Raw genomic sequence first — 14080 nt, forward strand, 5'->3', positions numbered from 1 at the left:
TCTGCATCGTGGGCGCTTTCGCGAAGACAATGGGCGCGGTAGTGATCCTGTGGATGCGACTTTGACGTCTGGGTTTTGTCTTATCAGCGATCAGTTTAGAAGGGTGCCAAGGTCCCTGGCATCTCCCTCGTCTGTTCACTCACCTTCCTTCGTGGCCCCCGCACTTCTCCCTTTGTCTGAGTTGCATGACATGCTGGTCGCAGCTGTCGTCCCGTCCACAAAGGTTGTCGCCGATCTTTTTCCCCTGACCCTGCGGGCCATTCCTCGCGGAGCAAAAAGACCGGCGCCTGCCCCTCTCCGCTGCGCTTCGCCTTCGGTGTGGCCGGGCCTTGGCCAGCTGCAAGGTGACCATCATTGCAACGCAAACAAGGAGAAGAGCAATGACCACGAACTGCATCAAATTCACCAGCGCCGACATCGAAACCGCCAAGGGCGTCGGCTCCATCTCGACCCTGACCTTCGACCTCGACATCACGGTCGAACCCGTCGCGAGCACGAACCCGATGGCCCCCACGCACCGCGTCCTCGGCCGCTCCCCGCGCGGCAAGCTGGTCGAGTGCGGCGGCATCTGGAAGAAGCAGAACAAGGAGACCGGCGCTGACTACTACACGCTGACCATCCGCGACCATGGCTTCAACGCCAACCTCGGCAAGGCCGCGAACCAGGACGATCTGTCCCTGCAGGCCGTCATCCCCTGGGGGCCGAAAGACGCCGCGTGACGCAAAGAATCGGCTGGGGCAACCCAGCCGATTTCCGCTGCCTTCTAGGCCCCCGAAACGACTTGGTTATATGTTGGTCTGCCGTGATTGAAGAGCGGAACGGCAGCAAATGATCATAGTCCGTTTGTAAGGCCCGGCCGATACTGTTCGTTTTGGCACCCTAGGTTTCGAGGTGCTGTCGGGCGTTTCGAGTCCTAGATCTGCATGTGTTTTGACAGCCGTGCAGTCGCATAAATTCAAAATAAAACAGATGGTTACAGAGGTATCGCCGCGAGACATGACCCAATATCTGCGTCGAAGATGTCGCTATTGTCCCTATATATTGAGTCGCGGTGTTCCGTGATCGCTACAGGTTGTCGCCGCATCTAAACCGCCTGGTGCATCGAGTGGGTTCGAACCTCTGGGTGAAAATCGTTGTTAAGACTCATTTTTCCGTGTAGATGACACTTTAAAGAGCGAAATCGCTGAAAAAGCGATATTTAGAGGGCAGGCGGATGCGAGATAGGTCATTCAAGGCTGATACGAAGGATCAACCCTTCGACGAGATCATCCTTCAGCAGGGAGAGTTGATTTCTGACCGTCTCAATATGTTGCGGCAAGAACAGTATCCTCCAGATGCCCAGAAAGGTCTACGTCAGTTTTCGCTGGCGGAGGTTGCCTACTATCTTGGCGTAACCCAGTCGACCATCAAGAAGCTTCACCTCGAGGGCAAAGGCCCCGAGCCTGAAACGTCGTCATCCGGAAGGCGTAGCTACTCTGCGGAGCAGATGCTCGAGCTGAGAGCTTATCTGGACAAACATGGTCGGCCCGGCAAGCGTCGATATGTGCCCTACCGACAGCCAGGCGAAGAGTTGCACGTTGTGTCTGTCGTGAACTTCAAAGGGGGCAGCGGAAAGACCACCACCGCAGCTCATCTCGCTCAGCATTTGGCGCTGAAGGGGCATCGCGTTCTTGCGATCGACTTGGATCCTCAAGCTTCGCTGACAGCTTTGCACGGTATTCAGCCTGAACTCGACAACGTGCCATCGTTGTATGAGACACTACGGTATGATGACGAGCGCAAGCCCATCTCCGAAGTAATCCGACCGACAAACTTTCCAAATCTGGATATCGTTCCGGCAAGCCTCGAACTGCAAGAGTACGAATATGATACCCCGGTTGCACTGACGAGCAGCGACCCCCATGAGGGCCGAACCTTCTTCACTCGGATATCCAAAGCGCTCGGCGAGGTTGATGAGCGCTATGATGTGGTCGTAATCGACTGCCCCCCTCAGTTGGGCTACCTGACGCTCACCGCTCTGACGGCCTCATCTTCGGTGATTGTGACCGTCCATCCTCAGATGCTGGACGTCATGTCGATGAGCCAGTTTCTTCTGATGTTGGGCGGGATCATGAAGACGATCCGTGACGCTGGAGCGAACATGCGCCTGAAGTGGTTCCGTTACCTCGTAACGCGATTTGAACCGACGGACGGCCCCCAAAAGCAGATGGTCGGGTTCCTCCAGGCAATGTTTCCAAATCAGATGCTGTCGGCTCCAGTGTTGAAATCGACCGCGATATCCGACGCAGGGATCACGAAGCAGACGCTCTACGAAGTCGAGCGGTCGCAGTTTGTCCGGACCACCTATGATCGCGCTGTCACTTCTTTGAACGACGTGAACGACGAGATCGCAGAGCTGATTCACAAGGCCTGGGGGCGCGAATGACCGACATTTTGACAGCCGTGCAGATCTCCGATTTTGACAGCCTTGCAACTGATCGGATGAGCGCAGAGCGTGGGCTGGATCGCAAAGCAAAGGAGTTAGCTTGATGGCTCGGAAAGACCTCCTGAAAAGCGTCATGAGCGGTTCCCCTGAGCAACCCAAGGATTCTGGCCGCTCTGGTTACGCAATGCGCGGTGCTTCGAAGTCGATGAAAGTTTCAATCGACAGCCTCGCGGAGAACTCGAAGCGTCTCCTCGAAGGGGAAACGATTGTGGAGATCGATCCACAATTGATCGACGTGTCCTTTGTCTCGGATCGCCTCAGTGATGACGATCAGGCGTTCGATGAACTGAAGGCATCGATCGCTGCCGGCCGCCAGGACACACCAGTATTGCTTCGCCCGCATCCGGAATTAGACGGCCGCTATATGATCGTCTTCGGGCATCGCCGTGTGCGAGTTGCGTCGGCGCTCAACCGTAAGGTTCGCGCTGTTGTCAAACCAATGGACGATGTGGCGCACATTCTTGCTCAAGGGCAGGAAAATACGGCACGCGCAGATCTCTCGTTCATCGAGAAGGCGCTGTTCGCGAAGAATCTCTTGGATATGGGGCAGGCAAAGGATGTGATCCAAGCCGCGTTGACCATTGATGGGACACTGCTTTCGCGCATGCTCTCGGTGGCTCAGAACGTTCCGCGGGACGTTATCGAGCAGATTGGCCCAGCCAAGCAGATCGGACGGGATCGTTGGGAGGATTTCAAAAAGCTGGCTTTGGAGCCCGCGAATGACAAGATCCTGAAAGTAGCCTTGGAGTTTGACGGGTTTCAGCATCTCGATAGTGATGCTCGCTTCGAGTTCTTGCACAGCAAACTGGCAGAAGCCGGCAGGGCGCCGAAGCGCCGTAAAGCACGCGCTGCGCCCAAAAAACGCACCTGGACCGCCGGCAAAGGCCGCATCAAAGGCGTCATCGGGCGGTCCGGTAAGGCATTCAGTATTTCGCTAACGGCGCAAGATTCAACCGAGTTCGGGGACTTTCTCTCCGGTCGACTGGATCAGCTCTACAGCGATTTCCTCGCGACAAAAGAGGAGCAGTCGGAACAATGATCTAGGCAAAAGAAAAGCCCCCAAGCAGTGTGGCCTGAGAGCTAATCTGAAAAGTTTGGTCGCTTAGAAGATACCTCTCCCACGAATCACTGTCAACGACGAACGCTCCTGAGCGAACGGCTTTCTTTTGCCTCCAACTAACCGGAGGTGAGATACAGGCATGAAACATACAGGTTGGCGCAAGCCGACACCGGGTCTTGGGGTTGCTGAGCAACTTGCCCAAGCCGGTGAACGGGTAGCAGTACCCAAAACACGGGCCTTCGTGGCACTCAAGCGCGTGGGGGCACATATCGGCCTGAAAGCCGGCGACATGATGCTCCTCGATACACTGGGGGCCTTCACTCAGGCCCAGGATTGGGAGGAGGGGCAGCGTCCGATCGTCTGGGCGTCGAACGCCTATCTGATGGAGCAAACGGGTTTTTCGCTGTCTGCCCTCAAGCGCCACGCGCGGCGCCTTGCTGAGATCGGCGTGATCTCCTTCCAGGATAGCCCCAATGGCAAGCGGTGGGGCCGCAGGGACGCAGAGGGGCGGATCGTCGAGGCCTATGGCTTCGATCTGTCGCCGCTTTCAGCCCGTGTCGAGGAGTTCGAGGAACTGCATGCCGATTTGCAGGCCGAGCGCGAACTCTGCCAGCGCCTGAAGCGCCAGATCACTGTGGCGCGCCGGATGATCCGAGCCCGGATCGAGGCAGCTCTCAGCAGCGCGTTGCGCGGGCCCTGGAGGCAATTCACGGGGCTTTTCGAAGAGCTTCTCGACCGGCTACCGCGCCGACACGAAGCGTCCGAACAGCTGGTGCGCTTGTTCACATGGTTCAAGGAACTCCAGGAACGGGTTGAGGCGGCCTATCTCAAAGCGACGGGCGCGGCGAAACCTGTGGAAAACACCGATGATAAAGATGCCCAAGTCATGGAGAAGACTCAAGAAATGAACCCCAGGGAGGTCATTTCTGAACCTCATATACTAATTACAAACCAACTTGATCCTGTAACTAGTAATTCCTCTGAAAAAGAGGAAGCTGCGGGTGTGGTGCCCAATGCGCCACCGGAAGAGCGGGTTGACAGGGAGCTGGAAGACTGGGTTGCCGAGGTGCGCAAGAAGCGCACAGCGCTCGACCTGCCGACAATCATGCAGGCCTGTCCGGAATTCGCGTCCTGGGCGCGGAATTTGGGTGGATTCCTCAAGGATTGGGGCGATCTGCACCGGGTTGCCGGTCAACTCAGGCCGATGATCGGGATCTCTGAGCATGCCTGGAACGTGGCGCAGGACCGAATGGGCACCCAGGTGGCCACGGCCGCGTTTGCCCTCGTCTTCGAGAAGCACAGTGCGGGCGAGGTTGCCTCGCCGGGCGGCTATCTGCGGGGCATGGTAGAGAAAGCCGGGGCAGGGGAGCTGCATCTCGAGCGCAGCTTCTATGGTAGGCTCAGTGGGCAGGCGGCGTGATAGGGCAGGGGCTCAGAGACCGGCGGCTTTGGTCAGGTTTACCCGGAACCTGTCGCGGCGCCGCTGATAGCGGCGGGTCATCTCGGCCGAGGCGTGGCCAAGCTGCTTCTGGACGTAGCGCTCGTCGACTTCGGCGGAGCTGGCGAGACCGGCGCGCAACGAATGGCCGGAGAACAGCGCCAGGCGGTCTTTCTCAGGCAGGTCCGACCGGATGCCGGCGTCCAGAACCGTGCGCTTGATCAGGCGCGCGACATGCTTGTCGTTCAGTCTCGTTTCCAATGCGCGTTTGCCATCGCGCGAGGTGCCGACGAAGATTGGACCGAAGTCGATCTTGGCGAAGTGCAGCCATTGTTCGAGCGCATGCACGGGGCAGGTTTGATCCTTCGAGCCGCGTCCGATCTCGACCTCACGCCAGCCGGTCTTGGCATTGAGGGTGAGCAGGGCGCCTTTGTCGAAGATCTCGATCCAACCGCCGGAATCCGGTGTGTCGTCCTTATGTACGTCGAGGCTGACGATTTCCGACCGACGCAGACCACCTGCATAGCCGAGGAGCAAGATGGCCCGATCCCGCAGCCCGCGCAGGTCGAAAGCAAGGGTGGCTACCATCGCGAGGATGTCCTCGGCCAGGATCGCTTCCTTCTGCACCGGCGGACGGGCGTGTTTGCGTTTGATCCCGGCCAGTACGGTGGCGATGTGGCGGTTCTTGCGATCGAGAGTGAACCCTCGCTGCGCGTAGTTCCAACCGAGGCCGGAAAGGCGGCGTTCGATTGTCGATACCGAAAGGGCAGGGGAGAGGCCCGAACCGGACGCCAGGTCCGCAAGGTAGAGCCCGATCATTTCGGGCGACGGGGGCAGAGGCTCCGCGCCCTTCATCCGGCACCATCGCGCGAAATGCGCCCAGTCTTTCGCATAGGCCTTCAGCGTCTTGTCCGAGGCCGCGGCGCGGGCATAGTCGCGCGCGGTGTCCACCAGCCGATCAAGGGTGCCAGAGCCGGCCACAAAGGACGGCAGGCTTAAAGCGTCGCCGTCACGGTGATCTCTCTCGTTGTCCTCGTTGACCGAAGACCCGTTTGGCGCGGATGAGCTCGATTTCTCGTTGTTTTCTGACATATCGCAGAGCATATTACTTCATGTCCGATAATGCAAACTTATTGGACATAAACAGGAACGACAAGGCGGGGCGGTTTATGTACTATTTACTGGTGGAAAGCGCCGCGACGATGTAGGCTTCCGGCATGACATTTGCCCGGCCCGATCACATGAGCGACCTCGACACGATACCCCGAATGCCCGCTTGGGTCACCTCTGCACGCGCTGAAACCCTTGAAGATGTTGCGTTTTTGTCGGGCGCGGCGCTGAACCACCTGCATCTTGTGCTAGGACGCGCGGAGGTGCCCCAAGCCTTGTTGCGGGACCGGCTCGCGCTGCGCGCAGCGGAGGCCTGTGTCGCGTTTTCGGGGCGCCTGGAGAGAGCAGGGGATCTGCGCGACGCGGTGCATTTATTGCGCTCTGGCGATCTGCCGGGACCGGCTGGCGAGACCTGCCTCGCCTGGCGGCGCGCGGTGGAGCGGCCTGTGTCGACCAAGGCTCTGGGTCGAGCCTTGCCGGCCTTCGAGTCGGGCAAGATCGCGATGTGGCTCAATGCAGGGAAGGGGGCGCCGGTGATTCGGGCCGCGATGGTGCTGGAGGCCGTGCTAACGGAGGCGCCACGCGCTGACGTAGCTTCGCTGGTCCTCGCGGATGTGGCTCTCGCCCAAACATTCGGTTGGGATCATCTCGTGCCGCTGCTGGCCGCAGGCCTGAAACGCGCCGAATTGCGCAAACAGGGCGATGACCTTCGCCTTGCTTGTTATCGCGCTGTTGTCTCCTCGGTGGTCGAAGCAGTGCGCCTCGCGGCAGATCTCGCGCGCCGGGCGGCGCATCTGAAGGCAGTCGCACCCAAGCTGCGGGCCAAGGGGGCAGGAGAAGCGGTCGAGATGTTCCTGACCCGTGATGCGATGGCACCTTCGGCTTTGCCTTTGCCGGATCGCGCCGCGCGGCGGCTCTGTGACCGGCTGGTCGACCTCGGCGCGGTGCGCGAGCTGACCGGGCGCGACACCTTTCGGCTTTACGGGGTGTAGCGATGGCGAAGGATCGCTCTGACCCCGAACTGGATCGCGAGCTGGCCGACCTGCCGCCAGAGCTGCGCTGGCGCGAATGGATGCGCCGGATCGAGGCGGTGCTCTTCGCCTCTGCCGCGCCGGTGCCGCGCGACGACCTCGCGCGCGTCGTGGGGCAGGGGGTGTCGATTGACCTGCTGGTCGAGGACCTCAGCGCCGATTTGGAGAGGAGGGCGTTCGAAATCGCGCAGGTCGCCGGCGGGTGGATTTTCCGGACCCTACCTGCCTACGCCCCTGCGATCCGCGCGGCGGCAGATGTCGGTAATCAATTACTGGACTTGAGTGAATTCGACGTCGCAGTTCTGGCCGCCATCGCCTACCATCAGCCGATCACGCGCGACGGGCTCAAGGACATCTTCGGCAAGGAGATCAGCCGCGACCTGATCGGCCGGCTGCATGCGCGCGACTTGATCGGGACCGTGTCACTTAGCACTTAAATGTGAGAATGCGGTCGATTTGAAGATTTTTGGCACTTTAAGCTGAGAATCATCTGGCCCGGGTTTCATATCAGTTGGAACTGCTGGGGTGGTCCCCACTCGATCGCCGGGCTTACCAAATGGTCTGTCGCCATGACAAAGCGCTTTCTGTTCTCGCCCATCATGTGCCCGTGCAGCATCTTCAGCATCGGTGGCCCTGCGCGGTCAATGATCGCCACGCCTGCCAGGAGCGCGGGTCGGATGCAGAGTGGCAGGATGGGGTGTTTTGGCGAATGTGGAAACGAAGTCTCCCTGGCCAGTATGGCATCGAAATCGGGGACGATGGCGCCGAGGAGCCGGTAGCGCCAGAGATCGCCGTCACGCGGGGGCGGCCAGGGGATGCGGCGCATGAGCAGAAGCCGCGCGATCTCCAGAGGTGGCAGCCATGTTTCCACGCGGCGCTCTGCGTGGTTGTTCAACAAGGTCTCACCGCGACGTGCTGCCGCGCGATATGGCTCAAGCGTCCGTTCGCCGTCACTGGTGGTCTTGTCCTGGTAGGGTTCCCCACAGTGCGAGCAAGTGATCCGCCACCCCTGCAATTCGCTTCTAAGAATTGGCGGAGGGCTGACATCGGTTTGAGTGCACCGCCCGCAACGCTGCATTGGACTCTTGGCGATGAACCGGTGAGCCGCTTTGGGGGCACCCGCGAAGCTCAGGCTGCGTACAAGTTGCGGGCTGACACCGAACATCCCCGCAATCCGGTTCGCTTGGGCGTTGGTCAGGGAAAAATCGATTGCCTCAAGGGATGTCGCATCCGGCAATCCATGGCGCAACATGGTCAACGGCGTGACGCCATAGAAGTCCGCGTGGCGACTGATCCAGGATGACAGGACTTCGCCGCGCAGAGGTGGCAAGGTGACGGGCAGGGGTCCCGTCATGCGAAGACCGCTTCGGCATCAAATGCAGGCACCCAAGCCTCGACGGCGCCGTCGGTGATGTGTTCGGTCCCGCTCTCGATAGCCTCGATCGCAAGACTGCCCAGCATCTGGAAGATGTTCGCCGTGATACCGTCCGTAATCTGCAGAATGCGCCGCAGGGATTTCGGCGTCAGCACAGAGGGTCGCCGCAATGGCGTATTGCGCAGGATCGACGCGATCAGCGTCTCGAAGTCTTCGTTGGCGGCCCAACGGTTCAGGGTGAGTTGCTCGAAGCGTCGCGCAAGTTGAACGTCACCGCCGATGGCTTCCCGGGCGTCGTTCACGCCGAAGCAGACCAGTGAGATTTGGAGCCGATTGCTGAGAAAGCGCAGCATGTTGAGCACGATACGTTGCTCTCGATAGGTCCCGGCGAGGATGTTGTGGACCTCGTCGATGACCAGAACCTGGGTGCCGATTGCCTTCATAATCCGCAGCGTCGCCTGTTCCATCTGAGCAATATCGGCCCGCGGTGCCTGGGGTGCGCCGAGGAGGGAAAGCAGTTCACCATAGAAGCGCCGCTCGCCGGGGCGGCTAACCATTTCCATGGCCAGGACCGGTGTCTTCAGAATCCCGGTACGGCGATCAAGATGTGGCGGATGCTGATCGCGGAAGCGTTGCATGATCATGGTCTTGCCCATCCCGCTGTCGCCATAGATCGCGACAGACGGCATGCGGGAACCTCTCGGATGATCAAGGAGCGCCTCGAGGCGATCGAGGGCTTGCTTTGCGCGAGGGTAGAGAACCCAACGGCGGGACCTGATGGCGCGAATGCGTCCCGCCTGGGGTTCAGACAGCAGGGCTGCCGCGTCGGCGGTAAGATGAGGGTGATCGTTCGTCATTATGGCTCCAGCTCATTCGGTGTCCTCAACAAAAGGCACCGGTTTGCTGGAGTCGACACCACGGAGCGTGCCCGTATCCCGGAGGTCGTCGGCACGCCTCGGCTGAGCTTTGCCGCGCCGCACGGCAGCGGTTCTGTTTACGGCCTCATCAACCAACTTCCGCTGTTCGAGTGCGGTCCTCACAACCGCGCGGCTATCGACTTCACGCCGCCCTTTCTCACGCAGGGTGCGACGCGCCGTCAAAGCCTCGTGCAGGGAAATGGGTGCCAGGGTCAGGTCCGCGTAGCGGGCTTCGACGAAGTTGCCTGAGGGCCGCCGCACGAACACACGCGACATATCACGCGGATCATACTTCACGAGAAGCCGCCGCTCAGTCCGGCCGACATCGGCGCTGAGTGCGGCTGACCAGTAGCGCAGATCGAACAGGTGAATGCCGGTTGGACGCAAGGTCCGTTCCTGCTCCGGCAGGAAAGAGACCCAGAACTGCAATCGATCCTCAGGCAGCCGCAGAGGGATCTCGCCTTCATGGTCCCACCAGACGGCGAGGGGAGGGCGGCTCAGCGAGCTGTGGATGGATTGATGATAGGACCCGACAATGTCGAGGGCGATATAGCGCTCCAACTCGCGCAGGGTCAGCGCCGCATGTTTTCTTGAATCATACTCCGCGAGGTCCTGAGCGTTGCTGAAGGTCGTACCGGGCAACAGGTGCAGCCGTCCCATCTGGGTGCCGATCAAACGCTCGATATGTCCGCCGAAGCGCGGCGTACCCGGCGGTCGCCAGTCGATCGCAATGCCTGCATTCTCGCAGCCACGTTTGAACGCGCGACTCCGGAAATCCGCGCCATTGTCCACATGCACCCGGTCGGGAAGGCCGGCCACGGGCCAGGGCTCTTCGATCTCGCGCGCTTTGAGCCAGGCCGTCTTGTCATAGACCGAATGCAGCAGGCATAGGCTCGTCGAAAGCCGGGATGGCGCATCCATGGTCAAGTAGAAGCCCGTCACCATACGGCTAAAGACATCCATGGCCAGGGTCAGCCACGGTCGTCCGATTGGTTCGCGGGTTTCCTCATCGACGACAAAGATGTCGGCCTTCGTGTGATCGATCTGAACAATCTCGAGGGGTCGGGAGGTGCTCAGTGTTCCCGGGACCGCCGTCGTTGCTTTTACGGTCCGCGTTTCGCCCCGACGCTGCGCCCGGTGGCGCAGGTCCAGGTCGCCCAGCCGCCGCTCGATCGTTCGGCGATGCGGCGACTTCAATCCTGCCGAAGCGCAATCCGTTTCAATGTCCCGCACCAGCTGCGAGACCGGTGGCCGGGTCGGTTTCAGATAGTACGTGCGGATTGCCTTCTCGATGATCTCCTCGCGCCGAGCATCCAAAGCGCGATGGCCCGTCGGGCGTCCGCGCTTGGTCTCAACGAGCGACATGACAGTTCCGTCCGCCCGAAACCGCCTCAGCAAACGGTAGGTCGTCGCTTGGCTGACCTGCAGTTCGGAGGCAAGATCGGCAATAGCGGCCACTGTTGACTCACCGGAACTGGATTCCAGGAATCTGCGGATCGCAGCCGCACGGCGACAGGCTTCTGCCCACACGGCGTCGTCTATCTCGTATAGAAGTGGTTCGGTCACAATGAGAACCCGACAAAATCGGAGCCACAATTATCGAATTAAGGGCTAAAGTCCAGTCTCCATTATTAATTTAAGTGCCAATTCTCACATTTAGGGGCAAAGCTAAGTCATTGAAATAAGGAAGATCAGATTATCATCTTTAAGTGCTAAGTGACAGACCGGGCCAAGGTCGCCCCGGCGAGGGGCTCCCTACACCTTTGTGACGACCGAGCAGTTTCTCGTGGCGTTCGGGTTAGAGAGCCTTCGCGATCTTCCGGATCGGGAGCAGTTGGCGGATGCGGGGGTTGTCGACGAAGCACCACAAGTCGATTTCGGGTAACCAGCTGCCGATGCAGAGGGTGAAGTCCGCCGTTCTGCTTATCGTTTCATTTGCGGTGCACCGATTCATCCGCGGGCCAAGAAAGCCGCACGATTACAATGTGATAATCGTTTCAGGATTTCCAAACGAAGCCTCATGCATCTATTGGCGACAGGGTATTCCCTCCTCGTCGTTGTCGGCGGATTCCGGAAGTTCGCTGCAACCGCGATGCGACGCGGCAGCTTCATTGAGAGCTGACATTCAGATTGCGTTGCACCGCGAATTTTTCTGCGCGGTCGCAAGGCTGACCGGAGCCTGGATTGACCAACGCGGCGATTTGAACCGACGTCTGAAAGCCGGTGGAAGCGGTCATGCGAAAACGATCTTTGCATCTAACTCGTGATGGATAGTGTCGATTTAAGCGAGTATTCAGTATTTCGACGGACGTCGAAGGGCAGTTTGTGTAGATGCTTCGATCGCGCAAATCGGCATTGTGTTGCGTGGGCGGCGGAAAGTCTTTTGATTAAGCGGTTCTGGGGCTTGGGTGGCCAAAGCACCGGCCTCGTTGCTGCATGGCTCGGCGATCGTACTGATGATGAGCGATTATGCGGTAACATGCCAGCAAGCGCGAAGGTGCTGATGCTCCTCGAATTGTCACTCCCTTTGCATCATGCCTTGCGCGAGGTCTCCGGCGGGGGCTGCCGGTAGCTTGATGGAGGCCTCGAAACCGGAAGACCTGCCCGGACGCGGAGATGCCAAGCTGAGCGGACTACCGATCCGGTTCGCGATGGCGGCGACGATGGCGAGGCCCAGCCCACTGCCGTCGGTGCTTGCACTTGCACGCTCAAAACGGGCGGTGAGGCGGTCAAGGGTGTCACGGGAGAGAACAGGACCATCATTCGCGACGACAAGCCGCCCCTCCGCCGTCAGCGTCATGTCAACCGGAGCATTTTCCTCGCCATGGCGAAGGGCATTTTCCAGGAGATTCCGGCAGAGGATGGCGAAGGCGTCGGGGTCAATGTCCGACATGACGGCCGTTTCCGGCAGTGTCAGCACGATGCGGCCCGGCGTGCCCGCGCGTCCGATATCGTCCACCACAATCCGCACGACGGAGCGAAGATCCGCGCTTTGGTCCATCCGAAGGCGCCCGCCTTCGGCCCGCGCAAGTTGCATGAGCCGTTCGGAAAGCCGCGTCAGCCGCTTTAGGGACGCCTCGATATCGGCCGCCCGGGCGTCAATGGCCGGGTCGCGCGTCTCCGAGCGGAGCCGCTGCGCCTGCGCAATGGCACCCGCGAGCGGCGTTCGAAGCTCGTGCGCGGCATTCGCAGCAAAGCTGCGCTCGGCCTCGAACGCATCGCGCAACCTGCCCAGCAGGCTGTTCAGCGTGTCGGCCAGTGGCCCGATCTCCCTTGGCAGATCGTCAGCGGGAACCTCTGAAAGGTCGCGCGCGCCGCGCGACTCCAGCCGCACCCGGAACCGGCGCAACGGGTCGAGGCTGAAACGGACAGCAAGGATGATCGCAGTCAAGGCGACCGGCAGGACGATCAGCAGCGGCAGACTAAGGCCCATCTGGATTTCACGCGCGGTCGACGCACGATGTGCCAGCGGTTCGGCCACAGTGATGCGGATCGTCCCTTGAAGCGCTGCGTCACCGTAGAGGCGATGGGTGGCGGTCTGCCGAAACCCCGGCCCGTCATAGGGCGGAAACACAGCGGGGTCCGCCGCATGGGATTGCAGCAGGACGCGCCCTTCGGCATCGCGGACGAGATACGTAAAGAACTCGTCGTGTTCCCGGATCGGGGCGAGCCGTTGCGTTACCCCCTCATCTTCCCGTCCGACAATGTCGGTCACGGCCAGCGGCAGGATCCGCTCAGCGGTCTCGCGCAGGGCACTGTCGAAGACTTCGTCCATCTCGCCCCGGACAATCACGCCGGTGACGCTCGCAGCGAGCAGCCAAAGTACCGTCAGCACAAGGCCGACCGACAGGGCCAGCCGCGCCATGAGGCTCGCGGGCCACCTCATGGTTTGCCCAGGCGGTAGCCCATGCCGCGCTCGGTCTCAATGACCTCGCTCCCGAGCTTTTTGCGCAGGCGGCTGACATGGACCTCGATCGTGTTGCTCTCCACCTCGGCGTCAAAGGCGTAGAGCCTCTCCTCCAGTTGCGCCTTTGACAGCAGCTGACCGGGCCGGGCGAGGAAGGCGTCGAACAGCGCCCATTCGCGGGCCGTCAGCGCAACGGGCTTGCCGTCGCGGTGAACACTGCGTGCAGCAAGGTCGATGTCCAATGACCCATGGGTGAGGATGGGATTCGGGTTGCCGCTGTAACGCCGGGCGACAGAGCCGATCCGGGCAGACAGCTCGGCAAGGTCGAAGGGCTTCACGAGGTAATCGTCGGCGCCCACGTTCAGCCCTTCGATCCGATCCGAGACCTGGTCGAGCGCGGTCAGGATGATGACCGGGGTCACATCTCCCCGCGCGCGCAGGCCTTTGAGGAACCCGATGCCCCGGCCATCCGGAAGCATCAGATCCAGGAGCATCAGGTCATAGGACGTGACCCTCACCGCATCGCCGGCCGTATCGAGGCGCGTGACCCAGTCCACCGATTGGCCATCGGCGGCAATCTGGTCGCGCACTGCGGCTCCCAGAACCGTGTCGTCCTCGATCAGCAGGATGCGCATATTTGTTCTTTCCTTTTGTCCCTAACCTTCTTTTGGCGGCTACGGCTGACGCAAAGCTTACGCGCGCGGATGAACTTCTTCAGCCTGCTGTCAGCTTCGTGGCGCATACCTTGCAACGAGAC

Annotated in this window: 12 protein-coding genes and 2 pseudogenes; 7 read left to right on the forward strand and 7 right to left on the reverse strand. The window is 60.5% G+C overall.

Going from position 1 to position 14080, the window contains the following annotated elements; translation table 11 throughout:
• The first annotated feature begins 380 nt into the window (after positions 1–380).
• From C8N42_RS16880 to repC, 4 genes are all read left to right on the forward strand, one after another.
• Positions 381–719, forward strand: coding sequence for a DUF736 domain-containing protein (locus C8N42_RS16880; protein WP_017470241.1), 339 nt, complete (start codon positions 381–383; stop codon positions 717–719).
• Between the two features lie 494 nt (positions 720–1213).
• Complete coding sequence (gene repA, locus C8N42_RS16885) at positions 1214–2425, forward strand: plasmid partitioning protein RepA (protein ID WP_038069768.1); 1212 nt, start codon at positions 1214–1216, stop codon at positions 2423–2425.
• Between the two features lie 103 nt (positions 2426–2528).
• Positions 2529–3524, forward strand: a complete 996-nt coding sequence (gene repB, locus C8N42_RS16890; RefSeq protein ID WP_038069770.1) for a plasmid partitioning protein RepB — start codon at positions 2529–2531, stop codon at positions 3522–3524.
• 160 nt (positions 3525–3684) lie between these two features.
• Positions 3685–4965, forward strand: coding sequence for a plasmid replication protein RepC (repC, locus tag C8N42_RS16895; RefSeq protein WP_074854998.1), 1281 nt, complete (start codon positions 3685–3687; stop codon positions 4963–4965).
• Between the two features lie 12 nt (positions 4966–4977).
• Here repC and C8N42_RS16900 read toward each other — a convergent pair whose 3' ends face one another.
• Positions 4978–6075, reverse strand: coding sequence for a tyrosine-type recombinase/integrase (locus tag C8N42_RS16900; RefSeq protein WP_038069793.1), 1098 nt, complete (start codon positions 6073–6075; stop codon positions 4978–4980).
• Between the two features lie 125 nt (positions 6076–6200).
• Between C8N42_RS16900 and C8N42_RS16905 the strand changes: the two genes are divergently transcribed.
• Positions 6201–7085: a DUF1403 family protein gene (locus C8N42_RS16905; protein WP_107817727.1), complete on the forward strand. Its 885-nt coding sequence runs from the start codon at positions 6201–6203 to the stop codon at positions 7083–7085.
• 2 nt (positions 7086–7087) lie between these two features.
• Positions 7088–7543 (forward strand): annotated as a pseudogene (gene scpB, locus C8N42_RS16910) (SMC-Scp complex subunit ScpB); the annotation flags it as partial.
• An 83-nt stretch (positions 7544–7626) separates the two neighbouring features.
• Here the strand turns inward: scpB and C8N42_RS16915 are convergent.
• From C8N42_RS16915 to C8N42_RS16925, 3 genes are read right to left on the reverse strand one after another with little or no spacing between them, the layout of a single operon-like run.
• Positions 7627–8478: a TniQ family protein gene (locus C8N42_RS16915; protein WP_082852112.1), complete on the reverse strand. Its 852-nt coding sequence runs from the start codon at positions 8476–8478 to the stop codon at positions 7627–7629.
• Complete coding sequence (locus C8N42_RS16920) at positions 8475–9356, reverse strand: TniB family NTP-binding protein (RefSeq protein WP_067267035.1); 882 nt, start codon at positions 9354–9356, stop codon at positions 8475–8477. Before C8N42_RS16920 ends, C8N42_RS16915 begins: the two co-directional genes overlap by 4 nt.
• Positions 9357–9368: 12 nt before the next feature.
• Positions 9369–10982 (reverse strand): Mu transposase C-terminal domain-containing protein, encoded by a 1614-nt coding sequence (locus C8N42_RS16925; RefSeq protein ID WP_107817728.1) that lies wholly within the window; start codon positions 10980–10982, stop codon positions 9369–9371.
• Positions 10983–11139: 157 nt separating this feature from the next.
• Here C8N42_RS16925 and C8N42_RS21935 point away from each other — a divergent pair.
• Positions 11140–11301 (forward strand): annotated as a pseudogene (locus tag C8N42_RS21935) (SMC-Scp complex subunit ScpB); the annotation flags it as partial.
• Between the two features lie 223 nt (positions 11302–11524).
• Here C8N42_RS21935 and C8N42_RS22100 read toward each other — a convergent pair.
• The 3 genes from C8N42_RS22100 to C8N42_RS16940 form a co-directional block, all read right to left on the reverse strand.
• Positions 11525–11653 (reverse strand): hypothetical protein, encoded by a 129-nt coding sequence (locus C8N42_RS22100; RefSeq protein ID WP_274840669.1) that lies wholly within the window; start codon positions 11651–11653, stop codon positions 11525–11527.
• A 281-nt stretch (positions 11654–11934) separates the two neighbouring features.
• Positions 11935–13302 (reverse strand): ATP-binding protein, encoded by a 1368-nt coding sequence (locus C8N42_RS16935; protein WP_078572350.1) that lies wholly within the window; start codon positions 13300–13302, stop codon positions 11935–11937.
• Positions 13299–13958 (reverse strand): response regulator, encoded by a 660-nt coding sequence (locus C8N42_RS16940; protein WP_078572351.1) that lies wholly within the window; start codon positions 13956–13958, stop codon positions 13299–13301. The genes C8N42_RS16935 and C8N42_RS16940 overlap by 4 nt, the downstream gene beginning before the upstream one ends.
• Between the last annotated feature and the right edge of the window lie 122 nt (positions 13959–14080).

It is taken from the genome of Celeribacter persicus, from assembly GCF_003050785.1.
GTDB classification, from domain to species: domain Bacteria; phylum Pseudomonadota; class Alphaproteobacteria; order Rhodobacterales; family Rhodobacteraceae; genus Celeribacter; species Celeribacter persicus.